Source organism: Ruegeria sp. BHSC223 (assembly GCF_059613025.1).
Window position 1 is genome coordinate 655539 of the sequence record NZ_JBXWRR010000001.1, and the last position, 25142, is coordinate 680680.

Sequence of the window (25142 nt, forward strand, 5' to 3'; positions counted from 1 at the left end):
CCGACCCTGCCCGCTCACAGGCGCGCGGGCAGTTCCGCATAGCCGTGGAACCGGATGCGCCCGCCGGGCACACGGCCGTCCAGCAACTGGTAGTCGGGAAACCGCTCCAGCAGCCGGCCCAGTGCGATTCGCCCTTCGAGCCGCGCCAGCGTCAGCCCGACACAGACATGCGGCCCGCCAGCAAAGGCCAGATGGCGGTTCGGCTTGCGCGCGATGTCGAACCGGGTCGGATCGTCGAACACCGCCGGGTCGCGATTGGCCGCCCCGATGCACAGATGCAGGTTGGTCCCCTTGGACAGGCGAAGCCCCTCCAGCTCGATCTCGGCGGTGGTCTCGCGATTGCCCAACTGGTTGGGCGAGCGGAAGCGCAGGATCTCTTCGACAGCCGAGGGCAGCAGCGCCGGATCGCCCAGCAGCCGGGCGCGTTCCTCGGGGTAGTCATGCAACAGCGCCAGCCCGTTGCCGATCAGGTTCGAGGTGGTCTCGTGACCGGCATTCAGGATGAAGATGCAGTTTTGCAGCAGCTCGATTTCCGACAACTGCTGATCGGCGCCCTCGCCTCGAATGAGCCGGGTCAGCACATCGGTTTCCGGGTCACCCGGTTTTGCGCGGCGCCGCGCCACCAGATCCTCGAGATAGATCTTGAACTCAGTCACCGCCAGCTGGCCCTGCGCCAGCTGCTCCGCGCTCAGCTTCGGTTCCAGGGCGCCCAGGATGATCAGCGACCAGTCGCGCAGCGGCCCGCGCTCGTCCATCGGCACATCCAGCAGGTTGCCGATGATCTGGATCGGGATGGTCGAGGCGAAATCGGCGATCAGGTCCACCCGGTCGCGCCCGGCCATTGCGTCCAGCAGGTGATCCACCGTCTCGATCAGCCCCGGTTCCATCCGCGCGATGGCGCGCGGCGTCAGCGCCGAGGTCATGATCTTGCGCACCCGCGTGTGCAGCGGCGGGTCGTTGAACACAAGCGAGGTGGTGTGATGCTCGAACAGTGGCGAGCCGACCCCGAACTTGGGACCAAAGGCCGCCTTCTTGTCCGAGGAATAGAGCGTGGTGTCGCGATAGATGCGGTCCAGATCCGCATGCCGGCTGAGCAGCACCGACCCGTCCGGCTGCGCCAACACCGGCGCATGGGCCAAGAGCGCATCATAAAAGGGAAACGGATCCTCCAGAAACCCGGGAGGCGGCGCCGTCAAATCCAGGGTTTCGATCTCCGATACCGTCACAGCTTCGCTCATTCCGTGCCTCCCTGTGGCCCACCCGGCCACGCCCTGCTCCAGCCGGTCAGCGCCCGGGCACTATCCTCGTCCGATCGCTTCAACCGTCGGGGCGAAACCCGCTCGTCCCGGCGCAACTCCGCATCCGAAGCCAGCACCGGACGGTCGAGCTCCTGACGCGACAACAAGATACCCTGCGCTCCGGTCGACCCACGCACACGATAGAGATGCACCTGTTCCCAATCCAGATGCCCGCCTGCGGCGAGGGCGCGCAGGTCGGCCACGAAATTGTGGCATTGCACGTTTTCGACCAGCAACACATGGTCGCGCGCCTGCCGTACCATGTTGGCCAGCGCCACGAAGTGACTGACCGCTGTGTGGATATGCATGATCACTGCCTGGCTATAGACCAGGTCCGCACGCGGCCATTGGTGGGAGAACGGCATGGTGATATCCTGCACCCCAAGCCGGCCCGCCAGTTCCGGATGGCGCGACAGCGCCAAGCTTAGCTGAGTATGCCCCCGATCACCACCGGTCACCCTGATACCGGGAAAGAGCCGCGCCGCATGCGCCACATGATCGCCACCGCCGCAGCCCACCTCGTGAACCGACTCAGGCGCAAGCTGCCCGATGGTCTCAAGGATCAACTGCACATTGGGATGCAGCGCCTCTCCCTGCACCGCGACCTGCCCGCTCACGGCATCGAAACTCAGGTCCCCCTCGCCCGAAATCGCCTTGTACAGCGGTTCCACGTCGCCTTTCAGGCGCCGCTCGTAACTGTCGGCGGTATAGGACTCCCAATCGAAATCGTCGTCATAAAACCTGCGCGATTTGTAAAAAAGCCGTTTCAACATCCGCATATCTCCCCTCACGAAACCGTGAGTATCGCGCCGCCGCCCTCCGGACAAGTTTCGATGACAGGTCAGCGACCCAGAGCTATGGTGCCGCCATGACCGATCCCGTTTCCTCGATCCGCAATCTCGGCCCCGCCATGGACGAAGCCTGTGCCCGTGCCGGTATCCACTCGGCCGAAGAACTGCGCGCGCTGGGCGCCGATGCGGCCTATGCCCGGCTGTTGGCCGCTGGCAGCAAGCCGCATTTCATCGGCTACTATGTGCTGGTGATGGGACTGCAAGGCCGCCCCTGGAACGATTGCAAGGGCAAGGAAAAGGCCGAGCTGCGCGCCCGTTTCGACGCGATCAAGGCCGCGACCAGACCCGCCCCGGCCAGCAAGCTGGTGGCAGAACTCGACGCTCTGGGCGTCCGTGTCCGCCCCGAGGATCTGCGCCCGCAATCCTGACGCAGATCTGCTCTTTCCTCTTGCCGCAAATATCCCGGGGGAATCGCGCCCCCGGCGCGATGGGGGCAGCGCCCCCACCCCCGCCCAATAAAAAAAGCCGCCCTCGAAACCGGGGCGGCTTTTCCTGTTCGTTCACGTCCGCAGACCGGCGGCTTAGCCGACCAGTTCGATACCCGAGAAGAAATAGGCGATCTCGACCGCAGCGGTTTCGGGCGCGTCCGAGCCGTGGACCGAGTTTTCGCCGACCGACTCGGCAAACTCGGCGCGGATGGTGCCGGGGGCCGCGTCGGCGGGGTTGGTGGCGCCCATCACTTCGCGGTTCTTGGCAATGGCGTTCTCGCCTTCCAGCACCTGCACCACGACCGGGGCCGAGGACATGAATTCGCACAGCTCGTCATAGAACGGGCGCGCGGCGTGCACTTCATAGAACTTACCGGCCTGTTCCTTGGTCATGTGAATACGCTTCTGCGCGACGATGCGCAGGCCGGCTTCCTCGAACTTGGCGTTGATCTTGCCGGTCAGGTTGCGGCGGGTTGCATCGGGCTTGATGATCGAAAAGGTGCGTTCCAGTGCCATCGGGGCTCTCCTTGAATCTGGCGGCGCGCCTTTCGCGCCGGATGTATCGCGCGCCGCCTATCATGATGGAACGCACAAGGAAAGTGCCATGATGGCAAATCCGGACCCGGATACGGGGATTGTCGGGTCAGGTCTCGGTCAGAGGGTCGCGCAGGTCGACCCAGCGTGTGTAGAGCGCGGCGACAAGGCTGAGCAGGCTGGCGGCCAGCATCAGCCCCAGAACGGCATAGGGCGCGTTCTGGGCATTCACGACCACACCCGTTGCCGTGGTCAGCGCCGCCCCCAGCGCGACGGTCAGTGCCCCCGACAGGCCCGAGGCGCTGCCCGCCAGATGCGGGCGCACCGACATCAGACCCGCATTGGCATTGGCCAGCGTCAGCCCGTTGCCAAAGCCCACGAATATGGCCGAGGCAAAGAATACCCAGACCGATCCCAGACCGACAAGAAACAGCATCAACCCCAACAGCGGCCCCAGGCTCGCCACCCAGCGCCCGGCCACGATCAGCGGCATCAGCCCCACACGCGGCGCGATGCGCCCGGTGACGAAGTTGCCTGCCATGAACCCCAGGGTGATGATACCGATGCCCAAGCCCAGCATCGCCGGGCTGAGGTCGAACGCAGCCGCCGCGACCATGGGCGCTCCGGTGATGAAGGCGTAAAAGCCCCCCACCGAGAAGGCGGCACACAGGCTGTAGCCCCAGAACCGGCGTGATCCGAACAACTCGGGGTATTGCCGCATCTGCGCCCCGAAGGTGGCCGAGCGGTTCTGGTTGGTTTCGCCCATATCCGCCCAGACAAGCGCCAGCATCGCAAACCCCATGGCGGCATAGAGAACGAACCCGGCCCGCCAGCCAAACAGGCTCTCCAGCACGCCGCCCAGCATCGGCCCCAGCATCGGCGCCAGCGCCATCGCCATCGACAATTGCCCCAGCCGCGCCGCCGCCTGTGACGGCGGGTAGAGATCGCGCAGCGCCGCCCGCGGCAGGACCTGCCCTGCAATCACCGCGCCCTGCACCATCCGGAAGCCGAGAAAGACCCATATATTCTCGGCCAGCGCGCAGCCGACCGAGGCCAGCGCGAAAACACCCATCGACCACAACATAACCGGACGCCGCCCATAGCGGTCGGACAAGGGGCCCATGATCAGCTGCAACACCCCGGTAACGATCAGGTATCCCGCGATCGACAGGTTCGCCAGCGCATAGTCCACCCCGAAATCCGAGGCGATATGCGCCAGCGAGGGCAGGAACATGTTCAATGTCAGGACCGCCAGCCCGGTGACCAGAACAAGCGTGATCAGATGCGGCGGGTTGGTGGCGGGACGCATGGGCGGGATCCGGCGGATGGGGCGGTCTCTCTGCGCTATCACGGTCGCGTGCGCCTGACCATCCCAAGCCGCTGGCGGCCCCTTCACCTGTCTGTTATGAGCGCGCCCATGTTGAGGATCGATAACATCACTTACGCGGTCGAGGGCCGGCCGCTGTTCGACGGCGCCAGCGCCGTCATCCCCGATGGCCACAAGGTCGGACTGGTGGGCCGCAACGGCACCGGCAAGACCACGCTCTTTCGCCTGATCCGGGGCGAACTGGCGCTGGAGACCGGCGAGATTGCCCTGCCCCGCCGCGCCCGCATCGGCGGCGTCGCGCAAGAGGCGCCCGCCTCGGACGTGTCTTTGCTCGACACGGTTCTGGCCGCCGATACCGAACGGGGCGCGCTGATGGCCGAGGCCGAAACCGCCACCGACCCCACCCGCATCGCCGAAGTGCAGACCCGGCTGGCCGATATCGACGCCTGGAGCGCGCCTGCGCGCGCCGCCTCGATCCTCAAGGGGCTGGGATTCGACGATGACGAACAGCTCAAACCCTGCTCCGATTTCTCGGGCGGCTGGCGGATGCGGGTGGCGCTGGCGGCGGTGCTGTTTGCCCAGCCCGACCTGCTGCTGCTCGATGAACCGACCAACTATCTCGACCTCGAAGGGGCGCTATGGCTGGAGAGCTATCTGGCGAAATATCCCCATACGGTGATCATCATCAGCCACGACCGCGGGCTGTTGAACCGTGCCGTGGGCGCGATCCTGCATCTGGAGGATCGCAAGCTGACCCTCTATCAGGGCCCCTATGACCAGTTCGCCCGCCAGCGGGCCGAAAACCTGGCTCAGGCCCAGGCGATGGCAAAGAAGCAAGAGGCGCGCCGCGCGCATCTGCAATCCTACGTCGACCGCTTCCGGTACAAGGCGGACAAGGCCAAACAGGCACAGTCGCGTCTGAAGGCGCTGGCCCGGATGCAGCCGATCAGCAGCCCGCAAGAGGCCGCGCTGCGTGCCTTCACCTTTCCCAAGCCCGAAGAAATGTCGCCCCCGATCATCCATCTCGAAGGCGGGGTGACGGGCTATGGCGAAACCGAGGTCCTGAAACGTTTGAACCTGCGCATCGACCAGGACGACCGGATCGCGCTGTTGGGCAAGAACGGTCAGGGCAAATCCACCCTGTCGAAACTGCTCTCGGACCGGCTGCCGCTGATGGCGGGGCGGATGACCCGCTCGCCCAAGCTGCGCATTGGCTATTTCGCCCAGCATCAGGTCGATGAGCTTTACGTTGATGAAACCCCGCTCGACCACCTGCGCCGCCTGCGCCCGGGCGAGACGCCCGCCAAATGGCGGGCGCGGCTGGCGGGGTTCGGCCTTGGCCCCGAACAGGCGGAAACAGCGGTGGGGCGGCTTTCGGGCGGACAAAAGGCGCGACTGAGCCTGCTGATCGCCACGCTTGATGCGCCGCATATGCTGATCCTCGACGAGCCGACCAACCACCTCGATATCGAAAGCCGCGAAGCGCTGGTCGAGGCGCTGACCGATTATACCGGCGCGGTGATTTTGGTCAGCCACGACATGCACCTGCTCAGCCTTGTGGCCGACCGGCTGTGGCTGGTCTCGGACGGGTCGGTGAAACCCTTCGAGGGCGATCTGGAGGCCTATCGCGACTTCCTGCTGGCCCGCGACAAGCCGGAACCACCCAAACCGGCCGAGGCCAAGCCCAAGCGCGCCAGTCGCGACACGGTTCTGGCACTGCGGGCCGAGCTGCGCAAATGCGAGGAACGGGTCGAGAAGCTGTCCGAGATGCACGACAAACTCGCCGCCAAGCTGGCCGATCCCGCGCTCTACGCCGATGACAAGGTCGCTGATCTCGAAGTCTGGAACCGCAAATATGCGGAACTGAAAGACGCGATGGAGCGGGCCGAGACCCTGTGGATGGACGCGCAGGAGAAGCTCGACGCGGCGCAGGCGACATGATCGTCCGGCAGGCAGACGCAGCGGATGCCGCCGCGATGAGCGCGGTATTGCAGCCGATCCTGACCGGCTGGAACAGTGCCCGCCGGGGCGATGCGGCGACCGTTCTGGGCCATTACATCGCCCATCCCGACCGGCTGAGCTGTGCCGTGGCCTGCGAGGGCGCGCACATCCTGGGCTTTCAGTCTCTGAAAGTCGCGGGGAAGCAGAACGACTATGACCTGCCCGCCGGCTGGGGCATCATCGGCACCTATGTCGCGGGCGATGCGGGCCGCCGGGGCATCGGGCGGGCGCTGTTTGGTGAAACACTGGCCGCAGCACAGCGCGCCGGGCTGGCCCATATCGACGCCACCATCGGCGCCAGCAACCCCCAGGGTTTGGCCTATTACACCGCTTTGGGTTTCCAGACCTGGCGCACGCTTGACGGCGCCGTGGGCAAGCGGTTCGACCTGACCGCACCCCAGCAGACGGAGGGGACATGATCGACACCGCCTTTCTGATCACCGCCTTCACCACGCTGTTCGTGGTGATCGACCCGCCGGGGCAGACGCCCATCTTCATGGCGCTGACCCAGGGCATGGACAGCCGCACCAAACGCGCCATCGCGCTGCGCGCCTGCCTGACGGCGGCGGGAATCCTCGCCATGTTCGCGGCCTTTGGCGAAGCGGTGCTGGGCTTTGTCGGCATCTCGATGCCCGCCTTTCGCGTCGCGGGCGGCGTTCTCCTGTTCCTCACTGCGCTCGACATGCTGTTCGAGCGGCGCACCAAGCGGCGCGAGGACCGGGCCGAGGCCGAGGAACATGCCGATCCGTCAGTGTTCCCGCTGGGCATTCCGCTGATCGCCGGTCCCGGCTCGATCGCCACCATGATCCTCTTGGCGGGACAGCATCCGGGCGCCGAGGGGCTGGCCACGGTGATCGGGGTGATGCTGGCGGTGCTGGCGGTAGTGCTCTTCCTTTATCTGATCTCCGGCCTCCTGGGGCGACTTCTGGGCAAGACCGGGCTGAACGTGGTCACCCGCCTGTTGGGCATGCTGCTGGCGGCGCTGGCGGTGCAATTCATCCTCGACGGGCTCAGGGCCTTTGGCTTTGCCAGCTGACACCCCATATCGGCAAGGACGCTACAGGAAAGGCCGCTCATGGACGCAGATAACACCGCCCGCCTGATCTATCTGATGCTGCTTGGCGCGGCGCTTGTGTTCTGGTTCATCAGCCACAACCGCGCCAGCCTGGGCAAGTCGCTGCAAATGGCACTGGCCTGGGTGTTCATCTTCATGGGTGTAATCGCGGTGGTGGGCCTGTGGGACGACATTCGCGGCACCGTGGCTGGCACACCCCGGATATCGGTCAGCGACAACCGGGTCGAGATCCCGCGCAGCCCGGACGGCCACTATTATGCAACCCTTATTGTCGAGGACAAACCGCTGCGCTTTCTGGTCGATACCGGCGCCAGCCAGGTGGTGCTGAGCCATGCGGATGCCGAACGGCTGGGCATCGACACATCCGCACTCAACTATTTCGGGCGGGCCTATACCGCCAATGGCGAGGTGCGCACCGCGCCGGTGAAACTGGGCCAGGTGCAGCTGGGCGGGTTCACCGATCAGGGCGTCACTGCCTGGGTGAACGAGGGCGAGATGAGTGAATCGCTCTTGGGCATGGACTATCTGCAACGGTTCAGCAGCATCCAGATCGCGGGTGGAACCCTGGTGCTGGCCCGTTGAACCGTCGCGGGCGGGCCACCGCGTGACGCATCCGGCGCTGCCTGGGCGGGGCGTTCATGTGCATTCTGACACCAGCCTGCCCTGACCGGAGCTACCCGTATGAGCCATTTCCCCTATGACCTCACCGCGCCCATCGGCAGCGCCGCCACGCTGGGGCTGATCGTGTTGCAGGCCGACGAGACGGTCGAGCAGGATTTTCAGCGCCTCTTTGCCGCCCGCGATCAGGCGCTTTATGTCACCCGCATCCCCTCGGGCGCGGATGTGACGCCCGAGACCCTGCGCCAGATGGAGCGTGACCTGCCGCACGCGGCCAGCCTGCTGCCGCCCTCGGTGGCGTTCTCGACCGTGGGCTATGCCTGCACCTCGGGCGCCACGATGATCGGGCCGGACCGGGTGGCCGAGCTGATCCGGGGCGCCTGCGACACTCAGGCCAGCACTGATCCGCTGACGGCGGCGCGCGCGGCGCTGCGTGCGCTGGGCATCACCCGTCTGGGCATCGTGTCACCCTATGTCGCCTCTGTGGCCGAACCGGTGCGGCACGCCTTGGGCGCGGCCGGGGTCGAGACGCCCGAAACGCTGAGTTTCGGCGAGGCGAGCGAGGCGCGTGTGGCGCGGATCGACCCGGCCTCGATCCGGGCGGCGGCGCTGGACCTGGGGCGGCGCGGCGGTCTGGACGGGCTGTTCCTGAGCTGCACCAACCTGCGCACGCTGGATGTGATCGACGAGATCGAGGCAGAGCTGGGCATTCCAGTGGTCAGTTCCAACCTGGCGCTGGCCTGGCACATGGCGACGCAGGCCGGTCTGACCCTGCCGCACGCGCCGGGGCGGCTGATGCGGCAACTGGCGGGCTGAGGCCCCGCCTCAGGCCCGGTCGAACGCCGCCAGCATCGCCGCGCGCAGCCGCGCCACATCGGCATCGACCGGCGCGGCAGGGTCGCAGACAAAGGGCTCTAGCACCTCGACCCGGATCACCCCGCCCCTGGGCAGGAAGCGGCCACGCGGCAGCAACTGGTCCGAGGCGTGGATGACGATGGGCCGGATGCTGCGGCCACTGGCGCGCGCCGCCAGAACCGCGCCCGCCTTGAACGGGCCAAGCGACTCGCCGCGCGCGCGGGTGCCCTCGGGGAACAGCACCACCGAGCGGCGGGCGGGCATTTCGCGCACCGCCGCGCCCAGCGTCTCCATCGCCAGGCTGCCGTTCTTGCGGTCGATCTCGACCAGACCGGCGCCGGTGAAACCGGTGCGCAGCAGCGGGTGGCGGCAGAGTTCCTTCTTGGCGGCAAAGGTGAACCATTTCGCGTCCGGCACCGCGTCCATCAGCGCGAACCCGTCCAGATGGCTGCGATGGTTGATCACGATGATGCTGTCGCGATCCTGTGCCAGCGCGGCGCGCTCGGCCTCGGTGATCTCGACCCGGATGCCCAGCAACCACAACAGCCGCGAACAGGCGCGCTTGACCAGCCGCCAATACCAGCCGCGAAACCCGCGCCGCCGGGCGCAAAGCAGCGGCACGAAGGCGATGAACAGGAAATAGAACGGCCCGATCAGGACCAGCACCACACGCTTGATCAGCCGGACCGGCGCGGAGGCGGTCGCCGCGTTTTGGGAAACGGAGGTATCGGTCATCTGGCCCTGCCATCGGTTCAGGCCCCGGCGGGGCGATTGGGCCATGACAACAGATTGCTTGCGCACCGGCGGGCCAGTGTCACAACCTGCACTGGGCGCCTTGGACCGCGACAGGCGCGACCCTGCCCCTATCGGTCAGTTCCCCGCAGATATCAATGAAAAACAGACCATGCGGCCCGGCAGGCTCAGCCGCCCGCCTCGGCCTTCTTCTCCCACCGGCCCGATTCCTCGGACCAGTATTGCGCCGCGCAGCCCGCCGATGTCAGCGCCCGCCACTGGCCGCGCGCGGCCTCGACCGCCTGCGGATCGGTGCCGTCGAACAGGATACAGACCCGTTCCAGCGCGGCGACCTCCTCTGCGGTGACCGAGGCGCCATCCACGCTCATCACGCAGCGCGCGCCATTGGGCGCATCCGCGCCGGTGGTCAGCAGCACCGGCTGGTCGGCGTCATGGGCGCCCCCCGCCAGCCCATGCGGCAGGAACCCGTCATCGGGCCCCAGCCACAGCTTTTCGTCCAGCCAGCCCAGCCGCCCGGGATCGGTCCCCCGTACCGCCACCCGCCAGCCCGCGCCCAGTGCCTTGGTCAGCAGCACCGGCAAAGTCGCCTCCAGCGGATTGCGGGTCAGGTGATAGAAATAGGCGGCCCCCATCGGATCACTCTGCCAGCCGGTCCACCAGACGGTTCAGCGCCAGCACGCCCCAGCCTGTGGCACCCTTTGGCGCCATGTCGGTCTCGGCGGTGACCGAGGCGACCCCGGCGATGTCGAGATGGATCCAGGGCGTGCCCTCCTGCACGAAGCGGGCCAGGAACTGCGCCGCGGTGATCGAGCCCGCCGGGCGCCCGCCCACGTTCTTCATGTCCGCGATGCGCGATTTCAGCATGTCGTCATAGGCCTGACCAAGCGGCATCCGCCAGGCGCCCTCGCCCTCTTCGCCCGCCGATTTCAGAAAGGCGTTGCACAGCGTGTCGTCGTTCGAGAAGACGCCGGCATTCTCGTGGCCCAGCCCGATGATGATCGCACCGGTCAGGGTGGCAAGGTCGATCATGCCGGCGGGCTTGAACCGCTCCTGCGCGTACCACATCACGTCACACAGCACGAGCCGCCCCTCGGCATCGGTGTTGATGATCTCGACCGTGTCGCCCTTCATGGATTTCACCACGTCGCCCGGCCGGGTGGCCCGGCCCGAGGGCATATTCTCGACCAGGCCCACCAGGCCCACCACATTGGCCTTGGCCTTGCGCAGCGCCAGCGCCCGCATGGTGCCCGCGACCACACCGGCGCCGCCCATGTCCATGGTCATGTCTTCCATCCCGGCGGCGGGTTTCAGCGAGATGCCACCGGTGTCGAACACCACGCCCTTGCCCACCAACGCCAGCGGGGCAGCATCCTTGTCGCCGCCCTTCCAGTGCATCACCACCACCTTCGACGGGCTGTCCGAGCCCTGACCGACGCTGAGCAGCGTGCGCATGCCCAGTTTGGCCAACTCGTCCTCCTCCAGCACCTCGACCTCGAGCCCCAGCGCCTCCATCTCCTTGAGGCGGTTGGCGAATTCCGTGGTGGTCAGCACGTTGGCCGGTTCGTTGACCAGATCGCGGGTCATGTGCACACCCTCGGCCAGGCCCGCCAGCGGCGCATAGGCGCTGGCGACCTCCTCGGCCTTGGTGTGGGCGATGGTGACCGAGGCATCAGCAGCCTCGGCAGCCTCATCCTCGGGTTTGGATTTATGAGCGGTGAAATCATAGGCGCGCAGGGCGATGCCCAGCGCCAGCTGCTCGGCGCGGACCTGACCGCCCGCCATCAGCAACAGCGGCTTGCCGCCCGCCAGCTTGGCCAGTGCCGCGCCCCCCTTGCGGGCGGTCAGCGCATCGGCGCGGCGCGGCAGCACCAGCACATCCAGCGCCTCGGCGGCCATGCCCGCAGGCCAGGCCAGCGACACCACCTGCCCCGGTTTCACCTTGGCGAACCGGTCGCTTTCGACCAGCCGCGCCAGCGCCCCGCGCGTCAGCCGATTGGCCCGGCGAGCGCCCGGATCAAGTTTGCCCTCGGGCGGCACGATCACCGCAACGCGTCCGGTCGCGGTGGCCATCGCGTCCAGGTCGGGCATCTCGAAACGGATCGGGGTGGGGCTGGTCATTCGGTCTCTCCTCAACATCTGTCCGCCTAGAGGTAGCCTGCCCACCGCATCTTGGCCAGATAGCAGTTTTCCCCGCCGATCAATTGCATTAAGGTCCGGCCCAATCGACAGACCGTTCCGGGGGTATCGCAGTGTCACGATACGGCAGAGTGCCGCTGTTGCCGCTTCGCGCGCGCCTTGACGCGACACAGTCGAATCTCACTATGCGCCCGTTTCCTGACCGGGGTGCAGCATGATTCTGGACCGCTACTTCGCCCGCCGCTTCATCCAGAGTTTTCTGGTGATTGGGCTGGTGTTCCTAGGGCTGGTCCTTTTGATCGACCTGATCGAACAGCTCCGCCGCTTCGAGGGATTCGATGTCGGCATTGGCCAGCTTCTTGGGCTGACCCTGCTGAACGCCCCCGCCGCGATCAGCGAGATCCTGCCGCTGTTGATGATCCTGTCGACCATCGTGCTGTTTGTCGGACTGGCCCGCAGCTCCGAACTGGTGGTGACCCGCGCCATCGGGCGCTCAGGGATCCGGGCGCTGGTCGGGCCGGTGCTGGTGGCGATGGTGATCGGAGTGCTGGCGGTGACCACGCTGAACCCCATCGTGGCCGCGACCGCCGTGCGGTATCAGAGCCTTGCCGATACCTATCGCAATGGCGGCCCCTCGGTGCTGTCGCTCAGCGAAGAGGGGCTGTGGCTGCGTCAGGGCGACAGCAGCGGCCAGTCGGTGATCCATGCCACCGGCTTTGGTGGCGACGGGGTGACCCTCTTTGACGTGACCATCCTCAGCTTTGGCCCCGAGGGCAGCGCCCAGCGGCGCACCATCGCCGAAAGCGCCCAGTTGCAGGAAGGCAAATGGCTGCTGAACAAGGCCAAGGTCTGGCCTCTGAAGGTGGGACAGAACCCCGAGGCCAACGCCGTCTATCACGACCGGATCGAAATGCCGACTTCGCTGACGCAAGAGCGTATCCGCGACAGTCTGGGCCGGCGCGAGACGGTGTCAATCTATGACCTGCCCCAGACCATCGAACAGCTGCAACAGGCGGGCTTTTCGACCAAGCGGCACAAGGTCTGGTTGCAGGTCGAGCTGGCCCGACCGCTGTTTCTGGTGTCGATGGTGCTGGTGGGCGCGGCCTTTACCATGCGCCATACGCGGTTCGGCGGCACCGGGCTGGCGGTTCTGTCGGCGGTGTTGCTGGGCTTTACCCTCTATTTCACCCGCAACTTCGCGCAGATTCTGGGCGAGAACGGGCAAATCCCCGTGGCGCTGGCCGCCTGGGCGCCGCCGGTGGCGGCGATCCTGCTGACCTTTGGCCTCTTGCTGCATGCGGAGGACGGCTGATGCGGGCGCTGCTTTCCACCCTGTTGTCTGGCGTCGCCTGCCTGCATCTGGCGGGCGCCGCCACCGCCCAGACGTTGCCCCCTGTGCCCGCGGAACAGACCGAGGTGCAGCCCGCGATCCTTGTGGCCGACAGCGTCTTCATCACGCCAGAGCGGCAATTGATCGCCGAGGGCAATGTCGAGGCGTTCCAGGGCGATATCCGCCTGCAGGCCCAAAAGATCACCTTTGACAGACAGTCGGGACAGCTGAGCATCGAGGGACCGATCCGCATCGACCAGGGCGGTCGGGCGACGGTGCTGGCGGATGCGGCCGAGTTGGACAAGACCCTGCAAGACGGCCTGTTGACCGGCGCGCGCATGGTATTCGATCAACAGCTGCAACTGGCCGCGCTGCAAATGACGCGCGTGGGCGGGCGTTATACCCAGCTTTACAAGACCTCGGTCACCTCGTGCCATGTCTGCGAGAACGGCAAGCCGCCGCTCTGGCAGATCCGGGCACAGAAAGTGGTCCACGACCAGCTTGAACAACAGCTCTATTTCGAGGGCGCGCAATTCCGGGTGCTGGATGTACCGGTGTTCTACTTTCCGGCCATGCGCTTGCCCGACCCGAACCTGAAACGCGCGACCGGGTTCCTGATCCCGTCGATCCGAACCACCTCGCAGCTGGGCACCGGGATTAAGGTACCGTATTTCTTTCGCCTGGGCGACCACCGCGACCTGACGGTTTCTCCCTATGTCTCGTCCAAGACAAAGACGCTCGACCTGCGCTATCGCCAGGCCTTTGCCCGCGGCCGGATCGAGATCGAGGGCGCCTATACCCGCGACGACCTGATCCCGGGCGAGGATCGCGGCTATGTCTTTGCCACCGGCCAGTTCGACCTGCGCGACGATTACAAGCTGAAGCTTGGGGTACAGGCCGTCTCGGACAACGGCTATCTGGCCGATTACGGCCTGCCCGAATACGACCGACTGCGCAGCGAGATCTCGATCGAAAGGTTCCGCCGCGACAGCGCCTTTCGCATCGGGCTGATCCATTACGAGACCCTGCGCGACAGCGAGATCGAGGACGAGATCCCCACGGAGATCTTCGACATCAATGCCGAGAAACGGTATTTCCCGACCGGCCTTGGCGGCGAGGTGCGTCTTGCCTTTGACGGCCATGCGCATCAGCGCCAATCCTCGGCCAATGTTGTCGGGCGCGATATCGCGCGGGCGACGCTGGATGCGGAATGGCTGCGCAGCTGGACCTTTGCCAGCGGGCTGCGCGCCGATTGGCGCATGGGTGTCGCGGTCGACGATTACCGGGTCTGGGACGATTCCAACTATGCCAGCGGCACCCTGCGCAGCGCCCCGCGCGCCGCGCTGACCCTTCGCTATCCGATGATCTATCGCGGCACCACCGGCACCCATTTCCTGGAACCCATTGCGCAACTGGGCTGGAGCGACGTGTCCGGCGCGCCACTCCCCAATGGCGAGAGCAATTTTGTCGAGTTCGATCAGGGCAACCTGCTGGCGCTGTCTCGTTTTCCCGCCAACGATCAGCGCGAGGAAGGCAAGCGCGCGGTGTTCGGCCTGAACTGGGCGCGCTTCTCGCCCTCGGGCTGGCAGGCCTTTGCGACCGTTGGCCAAGTGTTCCGCAGCACGTCGGATCCTCGGTTCTCCAAATCTTCGGGTTTGGGTGGCACCGCCTCGGACCTGCTATTGGCCGGCCAGATCACCCTGCCCCAGGGTCTGGGCCTGACCGCACGCGGCCTGCTTGACGGTTCGCTCAACTTCTCCAAGGTCGAGGTGCGCGGCAGCTGGACGGATGACCGCACCAGCGTCAGCGGCAGCTATCTGTGGCTGGGCCGGGATCTGGCCGAGAACCGGGCGCTGGCGGTGTCCGAGTTCTGGTTCGACGGCAGCTACAAGGTGAACCCCTATTGGACCGCCTCTGCCAATATCCGCTACGATATCGAGGATTCGCGTGCCACCCGTGCCGGCATCGGATTTGCCTATCAAAACGAATGTGTCACGGTTAACATTTCGGTCAATCGCCGCTACACCTCTTCGACAAGTGTTGAGCCTTCGACCGATTTCGGATTTACCATTGCCCTGAGCGGCTTTGCCGTGGAAAGCGCAAACAAAGAATACAGGCGATCATGCAGCAAAACCTGACCACCCTGTCCCGATGCCTGGCCCGTATGATGGGCGCCGCCGCGCTGACCCTGACGCTGGCCGGTGGCCCCGTTGCGGCGCAAAGCCTGTTCAGCCCGGCGATCCGCGTCAATCAGGGCGTGATTACCCATTTCGAGCTGGAACAGCGCATCCGCCTGATGGAGGTGCTGCGCATCCCGGGCGATCCGCAGAAAGATGCCCGCCGCTCGCTGATCGAGGAAGCGCTCAAGATGCAGGCGGTCGAAGAGGCCGGCATCGAGGTGGCCCCCGAGGACGTGCAACTGGGCATCGACGATTTCGCCGCCCGCGCGCGCCTGTCGACCGACGAGTTCCTGGCGGCGCTCGCGAACGAGGGCGTCTCGGCCGAAACCGTGCGCGATTTCGTCAGCAAGCAGATGGCCTGGCGCGACTATGTCAGCGCCCGCTTCCTGTCCCGCGCCCGCCCCACTCCGGACGAGATCGACCGGGCGCTGGGCCTGGGTGGCGGTGGCGGACTGCAGGTGCTGCTCTCCGAGATCATCATTCCGCTTACTCCCCAGACCGTGGATCAGGTCGACGAGGTGGCCCAGCAGATCGCCGCGCTGACCAGCTACGAGGCCTTCTCAAGCGCCGCGGCCCAGGTCTCGGCAGCCGAAACGCGCGAGAATGGCGGCCGCATGCCCTGGATCCCGCTGGCGCAACTGCCCCCGGCCTTGCAACCGGTGATACTGGAACTTGAACCAGGCGAGATTTCGTCTCCGATCACCCTGCCTAACGCAGTGGCGCTGTTCCAGATGCGCGGTCTACGCGAAGCGGCGGTAGGCACCCCCCGCTATGCCGTGATCGACTATGCCGCCTATCGGATGGCGGGTGGGCGCAGCCCCGAGACGCTGAAGGCAGCAACAGGGCTGCGCCAGCGCGTCGATACTTGCGACGACCTCTATGGCGTAGCCAAGGGCCAGCCGGTCGAGGTGCTGGACAGGATCAGTGCGAAACCGTCAGAGATACCGCAGGATATCGCGCTGGAACTGGCGAAGCTCGACCCGGGCGAAACTTCGATTGCGCTGACCCGCAACAATGGCCAGACCCTGTTGTTTCTGATGATGTGCAACCGGACCCGCGATCTGGGCGGCGATGCCTCGCGCGAGGATGTGGCCAACGCCCTGACACAGCAACGCCTGCAAACCCTGGCAGAAAGCCATCTCGAGCAACTGCGCGCCGACGCCGTCATCACCGAGGAATAGCGCCATGCGCCCGATTGCGCTCAGCTGCGGCGAACCGGCGGGGATCGGCCCGGAACTGGCCGCCGCCGCGTGGGCGGCGCTGCGCGCGGACTGTCCCTTTGCCTGGATCGGCGACCCGTCGCATCTGCCCGCCGAGACACCGGTGGCCCTGCTTGACGACCCGGCGCAAGCGGTAGCGGCCTCCGCCCATGCCCTGCCGGTGCTGCCGCTGCCCTTTGCCGCCCCAAGCCAGCCCGGCCGCCCCGATCCGCGCAACGCCGCCGGTGTGATCGCCGCCATCGAACGCGCCGTGGCGCTTGTGCAATCGGGCGCCTGCTCGGCGCTCTGCACCGCCCCCATCCACAAGAAGGCGCTGATCGACGGCGCAGCCTTTGCCCATCCCGGTCATACCGAATTCCTCGCCGCGCTCGCGGGGTGTGACCGGGTGGTGATGATGCTGGCCAGCGATCAGCTGCGCGTGGTGCCCGCCACCATCCATATCGCCCTGTCCGAGGTCCCCCGCGCGCTGACCCCGGCACTGCTGCGCGAAACGATCGAGATCACCGCCGCCGGGTTGCGTGAGCGGTTCGCCATCGCCCATCCCCGGATCGCTGTGGCCGGACTGAACCCGCACGCGGGCGAAGGCGGCGCCATGGGGCGCGAAGAAATCGACTGGATCGCCCCGCTGCTGCAAGAGATCACGGGCGATTTCACGCTCACCGGCCCGCATCCCGCCGACACCCTGTTCCACGCCGCCGCCCGCGCCCGCTATGACGCGGCCGTGTGCATGTATCACGACCAGGCGCTGATCCCGATCAAGACGCTCGATTTTGACCGAGGCGTGAATGTCACGCTGGGCCTGCCCTTCATCCGCACCTCGCCCGATCACGGCACCGCCTTCGATATCGCCGGTAAAGGCATCGCCAACCCGACCAGCCTGATCGCGGCGCTGAAACTGGCCCAGCGCATGGCCACAAGCGGCTAGCTTCTTCATTCCGCGCCAAATACTCCCGCCGGAGGCGGAAAATATCTGGCACTCCCCCCCTGGCTGCGACTAAACCCGACACATCATGAGCGCCATCGACACCCTGCCCCCGCTGCGCGAGGTCATCGCCAGCCACCAGCTCTCGGCCCGCAAGTCGCTGGGCCAGAACTTCCTGCTCGACCTCAACCTGACCGCCAAGATCGCGCGGCAGGCGGGGACTCTGTCCGAATGCGACGTGCTGGAGATCGGACCCGGTCCGGGCGGGCTGACCCGAGGCCTGCTGGCCGAGGGCGCACGTCGGGTACTGGCCATCGAAAAGGACCCGCGCTGCCTGCCCGCGCTGGCCGAAATCGCTGCCGCCTATCCGGGCCGGCTCGAGGTGATCAATGGCGACGCGCTCGAGATCGACCCGCTGGCGCATTTGCGCCCACCGATCCGCATCGCCGCCAACCTTCCCTACAATGTGGGCACCGAGCTGCTGGTGCGCTGGCTGACCCCGCGCGACTGGCCGCCCTTCTGGCAAAGCCTGACACTGATGTTCCAGCGTGAGGTGGCCGAGCGGATCGTCGCGAAACCGGGGACCAAGGCCTATGGCAGGCTGGCCTTGCTGGCGCAATGGCGCGCCGAGGCGCGCATCGTGATGTCATTGCCGCCCGAGGCCTTCACCCCGCCCCCCAAGGTCTCCAGCGCCGTGGTCCATCTGACCGCCCTGCCGGAACCGCGCTTTCCCGCCGATGCCGCGATCCTCAGCCGCGTGGTCGCCGCCGCCTTCAACCAGCGCCGCAAGATGCTGCGCGCCGCGCTCAAGGGGCAGGCCCCCGATATCGAGGACCGTCTGATCGCCGCCGGGATCAAACCCACCGAACGGGCCGAACAGGTCCCGCTCGAAGCCTTCTGCGCGCTGGCGCGGGAATTGGAACGCTGAAACACGCGACACAGAATTTCTCAGAAATTCTGTGTCAGAAAATGGGACATTTTCTGAGCGTTTTCCTTGCAGGAAAACGACTGTCGTGGTCTTTATGCGCATCGCGACAAAAAACGCCGCCTCCGGTCGAGAGACGACGTTTCAAAGTTTCGGCGAACAGGCCCCAGTTCCTATTCGGCGGCCTCGGCGGGGCCACCCGGTTGTGGATCGGGCGCATCGCCCTCGCCTGCAGCGGGTTTGCGGGTACGCGGGCGGCGCGGTGCTTTCTTCTTAGGTTGATCCGCGCCCTCATCGGACGCGGCCGCGGCCTCTTCCGACCGCGGGGCGCGGCGCTTGCGACCTTCGCCCTTGCTTTCCGGGGTTTCGACCAGGCCGCTGACATCATCAGAGCCTTCGTCCGAACCAAGGTCGAATACATCGGGCTGCGGAGCACTGGACGGATCGGCCACCGCCACGGCGGGCGCGTTGTCGCGCTCCTGACGTTCGGCGCGCTCACGGTCGCGTTCCGCCTGCCGTTCGCGGTTCTGGCGTTCCTGCTCTTCGCGACGGGCGTCGATCTCGCGCTGTGCCTCGCTCAGCAGACGCAGGTAATGCTCGGCATGCTGCTGAAAGTTCTCGGCAGCCACCCGGTCATTGGCCAGCTGTGCATCGCGCGCCAGCTGATTGTATTTCTCGATGATCTGCTGAGGGGTGCCACGCACCTTGCCCTCGGGGCCCGAGCTGTCGAATACGCGATTGACGACATTGCCGCCAGAGGGCCGGTTGCGGTTGTTCTTCGACCGCGAACGGGATTTGGACGATCTCATATGTTTAACGTCAGCCTTGTTGGTCTTTGCCGATGAACCCGTTCGATGCCGCTTGCGGTTGGTGTTGCCGGACATCGACTTTTTGGGCTTGCTGTCGGGGATGCGCCAAGAGGGGCATCAAGTGCCGCGACGCCCTTGAGTAAGCACGTCCCGGCCCGGCAGACAAGGGGTTATGAGTAAAAATATCGGGAATTTGAGACAAACTGGCACATTTGCGCCTCACCCATCCGGGTTAGCGCGGCAGATGCGCCGCGACCACCCGGTCACGCCCATCCAGATCCGGAATCACCCTCAGCCCCGAAAGGCCCGCAGCCTGAAAGAGGTTCGAGACCGCCCGCGCCTGGGTCGGGCCGATCTCGACCAGCAGCCGGCCGCCGGGCAACAGGTAATCGGGCGCACCCGCGGCGATATGGCGATAGGCGCCCAACCCGTCTCCACCATCGGTCAACGCCAGTTCCGGCTCGTGCTCGCGCACTTCGGGGGCCAGCGTGTCCATCTCGCTCAGCGCGATATAGGGCGGATTGGACACGATCAGGTCGAACCGGCCCTCGACCGCCTCGAACCAGTCCGACCGGCGGATATCGGCGCGCGCGCCAACCCGGTGCAGCACCGCATTGGCGCTGGCCTGCAGACAGGCGGCCTCGCTCAGATCGACGCCCAGTCCGGTGGCGCTGGGACGTTCTCCCAGAAGGGTGACCAGGATTGCGCCCGACCCCACACCCAGGTCCAGAACCCGGTCGAACGGGGCACTCAGCGCCGCCTCGATCAGGGTCTCGGTCTCGGGGCGCGGGTCCAGCACCTCGCCCGAGACCTTGAACCGGCGGCCGTAGAAATCGCGCTCGCCCACCAGGTGCGAGACCGGCACGCGTACCGCGCGCAGCGAGATCAGCTGGTCATAGCGCTCGGCGATTTCGGGGGCGAGGTCCTCGGGCGCGATCAGGGTCACGCGGCTGGCCTCGATCCGGGCGGCATGGGCCAGGAGCAGCCGCGCATCGCGGGCCGGATCGGGCACACCGGCGGCGCGCAGCCGGGCGGTGGCGGCAACCATCGCCTTGGCGGCGGTCTGGCCGCTCATTGCCCCATCTCGGCCAACATGCGCGCCTGCCCGTCGGCGATCAGCGCGTCGATCACCTCGTCCAGATCACCCTGCATCACCGCGTCAAGCTTGTAGAGCGTCAGGTTGATGCGATGGTCGGTCATGCGGCCCTGGGGGAAATTATAGGTGCGGATGCGTTCCGACCGGTCCCCCGTCCCCACCTGCGCCGAGCGGCTGGCCGAGCGTTCGCTGTCCAGCCGCTGGCGTTCCAGATCGTAAAGCCGGGTCTTGAGCACCTGCATGGCGATCTCGCGGTTGCGGTGCTGTGATTTCTCGGAACTGGTAACCACGATGCCGCTGGGCAGATGGGTGATGCGGACGGCGGAATCGGTTGTATTCACGTGCTGCCCGCCCGCGCCCGAGGAGCGCATCGTGTCGATGCGGATGTCGCCCGGGTCGATCTGGATATCCACATCCTGCGCCTCGGGCAGCACCGCCACCGTCGCGGCCGAGGTATGGATGCGCCCGCCGCTTTCGGTCTCGGGCACGCGTTGCACCCGGTGCACGCCACTCTCGTATTTCAGCCGGGCAAAGACATTCTCGCCGCTGACCCGCGCCACCACTTCCTTGATGCCGCCCAGCTCGGTCTCTTGCAGTTCGATCAGTTCCAGCTTCCAGCCGCGCGCCTCGGCATAGCGTTGATACATGCGCAGCAGGTCGCCCGCGAACAAAGCCGCCTCGTCACCGCCTGTTCCGGGCCGGATTTCCAGCATCGCGGGCCGCGCGTCGGCCTCGTCCTTGGGCAACAGCGCCAGTTGCAGCGCGCGTTCGGCCTCGGGCAGGCGCGCTTTCAGAACCGGCAACTCTTCTTCGGCGAGCGCTTTCATGTCGGGGTCCGACAGCATCTCTTGGGCGTCGGCCATATCGGCGCAGAGCTGTCGCCAGGCGGCGATCTGTTCGACCACCGGGCGCAGGTCGGAGTATTCCTTGGCCAGACGCGCGATATCGCCGCCCGAGGCGCCATCGGCCATGGCCGCCTCCAGATACTGGAAGCGCTGGGTGATCTGGTCTAGGCGTTCTTCTGGGATCATTGCGGCGGTGTCCGATATCCGGGGGCATTGGTCAAGAGGCTGGGCTGTGCTAGCTTAGGGGCATGACACGGATTCTCGCCCTGATCCTGCTCATCGCGCCCCCGGCGCTGGCCGATGTCGTCGGCCCCGGCGGCAAGACCATCGACTGTTATTGCACCGACAGCTCCGGCGCGCGGATCGAGTTGGGCGAGACCATCTGCCTGATGGTCGACGGGCGCATGTTCATGGCGCAATGCCAGATGTCGCTGAACGTGCCGATGTGGCGCGAGGTGCAACCCGGCTGCCTCTCCTCGGATCTAATGCCCGAGCGCCGCCAGCCATTGGTCAACACGCGCGCGGTTTACCCCAAGATCTGAGCGTCCGAACCGGTTGCGCGCATGGATCAGCAACAGGTCCCCCTGTTGCCTGGCGGTGGTGTAATCGGGAAAGCCAAAGACACGGGTGCGGGTGACATAGGTCACCATGCCCTCGGTCACCGAACCGGCCAGCACCCGCGTGCGCGGGGCCAAGCGCGCGATGGCGTCGAACCGGGCCAGACCGTCCGCTCCCGTTTCGACCCGGCGCAGGACACCGCCCCGCATGTCGCGGTCGGCGCTGACTTGCGGCGCGCGGTGCCAGCGCGCCGGGTCCGAGGGCGCCAGCCGGATCCAGGCCAGACCCAGCACCACCAGCGCGATCAGGAACCAGATCAGCATTCGCACCGCTCAGCGCGCCCGCACACCGGGCAGCACGCAAAGCAGTTCATAGAGCAGGTTGGCCGCGGTCAGCGCGGTATTGCCCGACGGATCATAGGGCGGCGACACCTCGACCAGATCGCAGCCGACGATCTTCAACCCCCTCAGCGCCTGAATCAGTTCCAGCGCCTGCGGCGTGGTCAGCCCGCCAATCTCGGGCGTGCCGGTACCGGGCGCATAAGCGGGGTCCAGACTGTCGATATCATAGGTGACATAGACCGGCCGGTCGCCGATATCGCGGCGGATCTCGTCACCCAGCGGCTTCAGGCTGCGGTGCCACAACTCCCACGCCGGGAAGTGCTGGAACCCCCAGCCCTGCGCCTCGGTAAAGTCGGTGGCAGCATAGCCCGAGCCGCGAATTCCGATCTGATAGGTCTTGTCGGGTCGGATCAGCCCTTCCTCATAGGCGCGGCGGAACACGGTGCCGTGGGTTTCCCGCTCGCCGAACATCTCGTCGTTCACATCCGCATGGGCATCCACATGCACCAGCGCCACCGGGCCATGTCTGGCCGCAATCGCCCGCAGGATCGGCAGGGTGATCGAATGATCGCCCCCCATCGCCACCGGGATCACGTCATGGGTCAGGATCGCGTCGTAACTCTCCTTGATGATGCGCAAACTGTCGGCCAGTGAAAACGTGTTGATCGCCAGATCGCCGATATCGGCGACCTGCAAACTGTCGAACGGCGCCGCGCCGGTCGCCATGTTATAGGGCCGGATCATCGCGCTTTCCGAACGGATCTGTTTCGGCCCGAACCGCGTGCCCGAACGCCACGATGTGCCGATATCCATCGGTATCCCCAGAATGGCCACGTCCAGTCCATCCAGCGCCTGCGCCTGCGGCAGCCGCATGAAGGTGTTGGGGCCCGAGAACCGGGCCAGATCGTTGCCACCGATGGGCTGGTTGAATTCGCTCATGCGCGCCCTCCTGCTCTCCAGGTGCAAGCTTTCCCAGATTTCCGCACAACTGACAATTGCAGAAACAGGCGCAGGCCCCGCCCCCTATCCAAGGTCAAGAGCAATCGCGCGATGGATTTCGGCCCCGCGATTTGCCGCGCTATAGACCGGGAACGGCACCCGCTGCGACAGGTCCAGATCACGCCGCAGCCAGTCGTGATCCTCCAGCTGTTTCAGCGACACCGACAGCGCCCGGTCGGTGATTGGGGACAGGTCGGATCGGATCGCCGAAAACCGTCTGGGCTGGCCGGTCAGCGCCAGAATCGGCACCGTCCAGCTGCGCCGCAACAAGGCGCCCTCGGCCGCGCCGGGCACGGTGCCAAGCAGCCGGCCCGCCAGCGCGGCGGCCTCCTGCCCGGATGCGGTCAGCCGAAACTCGGGCCGCAGCGGATGGCCATGACCCGGGTTCCGCTCCAGCAGCCCAAGCTGCAACAGATGCGCCAGGCTTGCGGCAAAGGCGGTGCGCCCCGCGCCGGTCGCGGCCAGCAGCGGCGCCTGCCGTCCCGCTACGCCCTGATGCAGGTTCGCGAGGATCGGCAGCGACCAGGCCCGTGCGGTCAGCTTGACAAGCAGGTTTATGTCCATAAAGTATAGCTACTATATTTCTCGTGAAGGATAAACCCCATGCCCCTCGTCACTTTGGACAGCACGATCACGCTGGCGCTGTCGGTCCGGGACCGCCACGCCAGCGCCGAATGGTATCGCGAGACATTGGGATTCGACCTGATCCACCACATTGACGAGGCGGGATGGAGCGAGATGCGCACCCTGACACCGGGCGTGACCCTGGGCTTGGGCGAACAGGCGGAACCGGCACCGGGCAACACAGTGCCGGTCTTCGGCGTGGCCGATATCGCCACGGCCCGAACCGCGATGGAGGCGGCGGGCATCCGTTTTGACGGCCCGACCGAGACGATCGAGGGCATGGTGAGCACCGCCACCTTCTATGACCCGGACGGCAACGCGCTGATGCTGGCACAGGACCTGACTGAGAGCGCCTGACCCGCCCCCGCAAACAGGTCGCAGGGGCGGACCGACCGTGTTTCAGCCCGCGGCAGCCCCACAGAGCTTGGTCCACCCAAGCAGGCAGATGATCTGGGTCGCCACATGCGCCCCCGCAATCGCGGTGGCCCCGGTGGTGTCAAAGGGCGGAGAGACCTCGACCACGTCGCCGCCCTTGATGTTGATCCCACCCAGGTCGCGCAACATGATCGACGCCTGAAGCGAGGTCAGCCCGCCCCAAACCGGGGTGCCGGTGCCGGGCGCAAAAGCCGGGTCCAGCGCGTCGATGTCGAATGTCAGATAGACCGGATTGTCGCCCACGATCTGTCTGACCTTTTTCGCCACCGCCGCCGGGCCGCTCTCCTCGACCTCGCGCGGGTCGATGATGTTGACGCCCAACGTGTCCTCGTTGGTGGTGCGGATCCCGATCTGGACCGAACGCGCGGGGTCCACCAACCCCATCTTGACCGCCTTGTAGAACATGGTGCCGTGGTCGACGCGGTCCATGTTGTCATCGGGCCAGGTGTCTGTGTGGGCATCGAACTGCACCAACGACATCGGCCCGTATTTCTCGGCATAGGCCTTGAGGATCGGGAAGCTGATATAGTGATCGCCCCCCAGCACGACCGAGGGCACATCCGCCGCCAGAATGGTGCGGATATGCTCGGTCAAGAGGCCCGGAAAGCTTGGCACATCGGCATAATCAAAGGCCAGGTCGCCATAATCCACGATGGCCAGATCGCTCAGCGCCTTGAACGGCCAGCCATAGGGTTCGTCCATGGATTGCAGCGTGCTGGCCTCGCGGATGGCCCGCGGGCCAAGGCGTGTTCCGGGCCGGTTGGTCACCGCCTGGTCGAACGGCACGCCGGTCACCGCGATATCGACGCCGCGCAGGTCCTTGGTATAAAGCCGTCGCAGGAAGGACACCGCCCCCCCGAACGTATTTTCAAAGGACAACCCTTTGAGTTCCGGTACGGTGAACGCCTCGTCCACCGCTGATTTCGCATCTTCTAGAGCCACTTCTGCTTGCTCCTCCTTGGGTTCCCGGCGGGTTGGCGAC

General features: G+C 66.1%; 27 protein-coding genes. 13 read left to right on the top strand and 14 right to left on the bottom strand.

All coding sequences use genetic code 11. The features are described 5' to 3' along the window. Window positions 1-14 precede the first annotated feature (14 nt). Together AC2FNY_RS03215 and AC2FNY_RS03220 are read right to left on the bottom strand one after the other, a co-directional pair. Window positions 15-1238, bottom strand: a complete 1224-nt coding sequence (locus AC2FNY_RS03215) for a cytochrome P450 (protein WP_496801610.1) — start codon at window positions 1236-1238, stop codon at window positions 15-17. Beyond that, complete coding sequence (locus AC2FNY_RS03220) at window positions 1235-2071, bottom strand: class I SAM-dependent methyltransferase (RefSeq protein WP_234136428.1); 837 nt, start codon at window positions 2069-2071, stop codon at window positions 1235-1237. Before AC2FNY_RS03220 ends, AC2FNY_RS03215 begins: the two co-directional genes overlap by 4 nt. Window positions 2072-2166: 95 nt before the next feature. Here AC2FNY_RS03220 and AC2FNY_RS03225 point away from each other — a divergent pair, with 95 nt between their 5' ends. Then, window positions 2167-2517 (top strand): TfoX/Sxy family DNA transformation protein, encoded by a 351-nt coding sequence (locus AC2FNY_RS03225; RefSeq protein WP_496801611.1) that lies wholly within the window; start codon window positions 2167-2169, stop codon window positions 2515-2517. A gap of 153 nt (window positions 2518-2670) precedes the next feature. On the opposite strand, the gene ndk is transcribed toward AC2FNY_RS03225, so the two are convergent. Both ndk and AC2FNY_RS03235 read right to left on the bottom strand, forming a co-directional pair. Next, on the bottom strand, window positions 2671-3093 hold the full coding sequence (gene ndk / locus AC2FNY_RS03230; protein WP_093027089.1) for a nucleoside-diphosphate kinase: 423 nt from the start codon (window positions 3091-3093) through the stop codon (window positions 2671-2673). Between the two features lie 127 nt (window positions 3094-3220). Further along, window positions 3221-4420: a multidrug effflux MFS transporter gene (locus AC2FNY_RS03235; protein WP_496801612.1), complete on the bottom strand. Its 1200-nt coding sequence runs from the start codon at window positions 4418-4420 to the stop codon at window positions 3221-3223. Between the two features lie 108 nt (window positions 4421-4528). On the opposite strand from AC2FNY_RS03235, the gene AC2FNY_RS03240 reads away from it, so the two are divergent. The 5 genes from AC2FNY_RS03240 to AC2FNY_RS03260 all read left to right on the top strand — a co-directional run bounded on the left by AC2FNY_RS03240 (window position 4529) and on the right by AC2FNY_RS03260 (window position 8948). Continuing rightward, window positions 4529-6379, top strand: a complete 1851-nt coding sequence (locus AC2FNY_RS03240) for an ABC-F family ATP-binding cassette domain-containing protein (protein WP_496801613.1) — start codon at window positions 4529-4531, stop codon at window positions 6377-6379. Next, window positions 6376-6858 (top strand): GNAT family N-acetyltransferase, encoded by a 483-nt coding sequence (locus AC2FNY_RS03245; protein ID WP_496801614.1) that lies wholly within the window; start codon window positions 6376-6378, stop codon window positions 6856-6858. The genes AC2FNY_RS03240 and AC2FNY_RS03245 overlap by 4 nt, the downstream gene beginning before the upstream one ends. Then, the gene (locus tag AC2FNY_RS03250) at window positions 6855-7475 is read left to right on the top strand and encodes a MarC family protein (RefSeq protein ID WP_234166324.1); all 621 of its coding nucleotides are present in this window, start codon (window positions 6855-6857) and stop codon (window positions 7473-7475) included. The genes AC2FNY_RS03245 and AC2FNY_RS03250 overlap by 4 nt, the downstream gene beginning before the upstream one ends. 39 nt (window positions 7476-7514) lie before the next feature. Further along, complete coding sequence (locus AC2FNY_RS03255) at window positions 7515-8096, top strand: TIGR02281 family clan AA aspartic protease (protein ID WP_234136422.1); 582 nt, start codon at window positions 7515-7517, stop codon at window positions 8094-8096. A gap of 99 nt (window positions 8097-8195) precedes the next feature. Next, a complete protein-coding gene (locus AC2FNY_RS03260) occupies window positions 8196-8948 on the top strand; it encodes a maleate cis-trans isomerase family protein (protein WP_496801615.1) in 753 nt (250 codons plus the stop codon). Between the two features lie 9 nt (window positions 8949-8957). Here AC2FNY_RS03260 and AC2FNY_RS03265 read toward each other — a convergent pair whose 3' ends face one another. The 3 genes from AC2FNY_RS03265 to AC2FNY_RS03275 form a co-directional block, all read right to left on the bottom strand. Next, a complete protein-coding gene (locus AC2FNY_RS03265) occupies window positions 8958-9722 on the bottom strand; it encodes a lysophospholipid acyltransferase family protein (protein ID WP_496801616.1) in 765 nt (254 codons plus the stop codon). A 185-nt stretch (window positions 9723-9907) separates the two neighbouring features. After that, window positions 9908-10372 (bottom strand): DNA polymerase III subunit chi, encoded by a 465-nt coding sequence (locus tag AC2FNY_RS03270; RefSeq protein ID WP_234145012.1) that lies wholly within the window; start codon window positions 10370-10372, stop codon window positions 9908-9910. Window positions 10373-10376: 4 nt separating this feature from the next. After that, entirely contained in the window at window positions 10377-11858 is a 1482-nt protein-coding gene (locus AC2FNY_RS03275) for a leucyl aminopeptidase (RefSeq protein WP_496801617.1), read from the bottom strand. A 232-nt stretch (window positions 11859-12090) separates the two neighbouring features. Here AC2FNY_RS03275 and lptG point away from each other — a divergent pair, with 232 nt between their 5' ends. From lptG to rsmA, 5 genes are all read left to right on the top strand, one after another. Beyond that, window positions 12091-13188: an LPS export ABC transporter permease LptG gene (lptG, locus tag AC2FNY_RS03280; RefSeq protein WP_234136417.1), complete on the top strand. Its 1098-nt coding sequence runs from the start codon at window positions 12091-12093 to the stop codon at window positions 13186-13188. Further along, window positions 13188-15344 carry an LPS-assembly protein LptD gene (locus AC2FNY_RS03285; RefSeq protein ID WP_496801618.1) on the top strand — a complete coding sequence of 719 codons (2157 nt, stop codon included), beginning with the start codon at window positions 13188-13190 and terminating at the stop codon, window positions 15342-15344. The genes lptG and AC2FNY_RS03285 overlap by 1 nt, the downstream gene beginning before the upstream one ends. Then, entirely contained in the window at window positions 15329-16567 is a 1239-nt protein-coding gene (locus tag AC2FNY_RS03290; protein WP_496801619.1) for a peptidylprolyl isomerase, read from the top strand. The genes AC2FNY_RS03285 and AC2FNY_RS03290 overlap by 16 nt, the downstream gene beginning before the upstream one ends. Window positions 16568-16571: 4 nt before the next feature. After that, the gene (pdxA, locus tag AC2FNY_RS03295) at window positions 16572-17531 is read left to right on the top strand and encodes a 4-hydroxythreonine-4-phosphate dehydrogenase PdxA (protein ID WP_496801620.1); all 960 of its coding nucleotides are present in this window, start codon (window positions 16572-16574) and stop codon (window positions 17529-17531) included. An 85-nt stretch (window positions 17532-17616) separates the two neighbouring features. Continuing rightward, entirely contained in the window at window positions 17617-18456 is an 840-nt protein-coding gene (rsmA, locus tag AC2FNY_RS03300) for a 16S rRNA (adenine(1518)-N(6)/adenine(1519)-N(6))-dimethyltransferase RsmA (protein WP_496801621.1), read from the top strand. A gap of 170 nt (window positions 18457-18626) precedes the next feature. Here rsmA and AC2FNY_RS03305 read toward each other — a convergent pair whose 3' ends face one another. The 3 genes from AC2FNY_RS03305 to prfA all read right to left on the bottom strand — a co-directional run bounded on the left by AC2FNY_RS03305 (window position 18627) and on the right by prfA (window position 21389). Next, window positions 18627-19262 carry a DUF4167 domain-containing protein gene (locus AC2FNY_RS03305; RefSeq protein WP_496801622.1) on the bottom strand — a complete coding sequence of 212 codons (636 nt, stop codon included), beginning with the start codon at window positions 19260-19262 and terminating at the stop codon, window positions 18627-18629. A 232-nt stretch (window positions 19263-19494) separates the two neighbouring features. Further along, on the bottom strand, window positions 19495-20337 hold the full coding sequence (prmC, locus tag AC2FNY_RS03310) for a peptide chain release factor N(5)-glutamine methyltransferase (protein ID WP_496801623.1): 843 nt from the start codon (window positions 20335-20337) through the stop codon (window positions 19495-19497). Continuing rightward, on the bottom strand, window positions 20334-21389 hold the full coding sequence (prfA, locus tag AC2FNY_RS03315; protein WP_234136410.1) for a peptide chain release factor 1: 1056 nt from the start codon (window positions 21387-21389) through the stop codon (window positions 20334-20336). The genes prmC and prfA overlap by 4 nt, the downstream gene beginning before the upstream one ends. A 62-nt stretch (window positions 21390-21451) precedes the next feature. On the opposite strand from prfA, the gene AC2FNY_RS03320 reads away from it, so the two are divergent. Beyond that, complete coding sequence (locus tag AC2FNY_RS03320; protein ID WP_496801624.1) at window positions 21452-21745, top strand: hypothetical protein; 294 nt, start codon at window positions 21452-21454, stop codon at window positions 21743-21745. Here the strand turns inward: AC2FNY_RS03320 and AC2FNY_RS03325 are convergent. From AC2FNY_RS03325 to AC2FNY_RS03335, 3 genes are all read right to left on the bottom strand, one after another. Next, window positions 21686-22084 (bottom strand): DUF1499 domain-containing protein, encoded by a 399-nt coding sequence (locus AC2FNY_RS03325; RefSeq protein ID WP_496801625.1) that lies wholly within the window; start codon window positions 22082-22084, stop codon window positions 21686-21688. The two genes, AC2FNY_RS03320 and AC2FNY_RS03325, sit on opposite strands and share 60 nt — an antisense overlap. Window positions 22085-22093: 9 nt before the next feature. Next, the gene (gene speB, locus AC2FNY_RS03330) at window positions 22094-23041 is read right to left on the bottom strand and encodes an agmatinase (protein WP_496801626.1); all 948 of its coding nucleotides are present in this window, start codon (window positions 23039-23041) and stop codon (window positions 22094-22096) included. Window positions 23042-23125: 84 nt separating this feature from the next. Continuing rightward, window positions 23126-23665, bottom strand: a complete 540-nt coding sequence (locus AC2FNY_RS03335) for a winged helix-turn-helix transcriptional regulator (protein ID WP_496801627.1) — start codon at window positions 23663-23665, stop codon at window positions 23126-23128. Window positions 23666-23704: 39 nt separating this feature from the next. On the opposite strand from AC2FNY_RS03335, the gene AC2FNY_RS03340 reads away from it, so the two are divergent. Continuing rightward, window positions 23705-24082, top strand: coding sequence for a VOC family protein (locus tag AC2FNY_RS03340; protein WP_234170870.1), 378 nt, complete (start codon window positions 23705-23707; stop codon window positions 24080-24082). Between the two features lie 42 nt (window positions 24083-24124). Here the strand turns inward: AC2FNY_RS03340 and speB (AC2FNY_RS03345) are convergent, their stop codons facing one another. Beyond that, window positions 24125-25102 carry an agmatinase gene (speB, locus tag AC2FNY_RS03345; RefSeq protein ID WP_234136404.1) on the bottom strand — a complete coding sequence of 326 codons (978 nt, stop codon included), beginning with the start codon at window positions 25100-25102 and terminating at the stop codon, window positions 24125-24127. Between the last annotated feature and the right edge of the window lie 40 nt (window positions 25103-25142).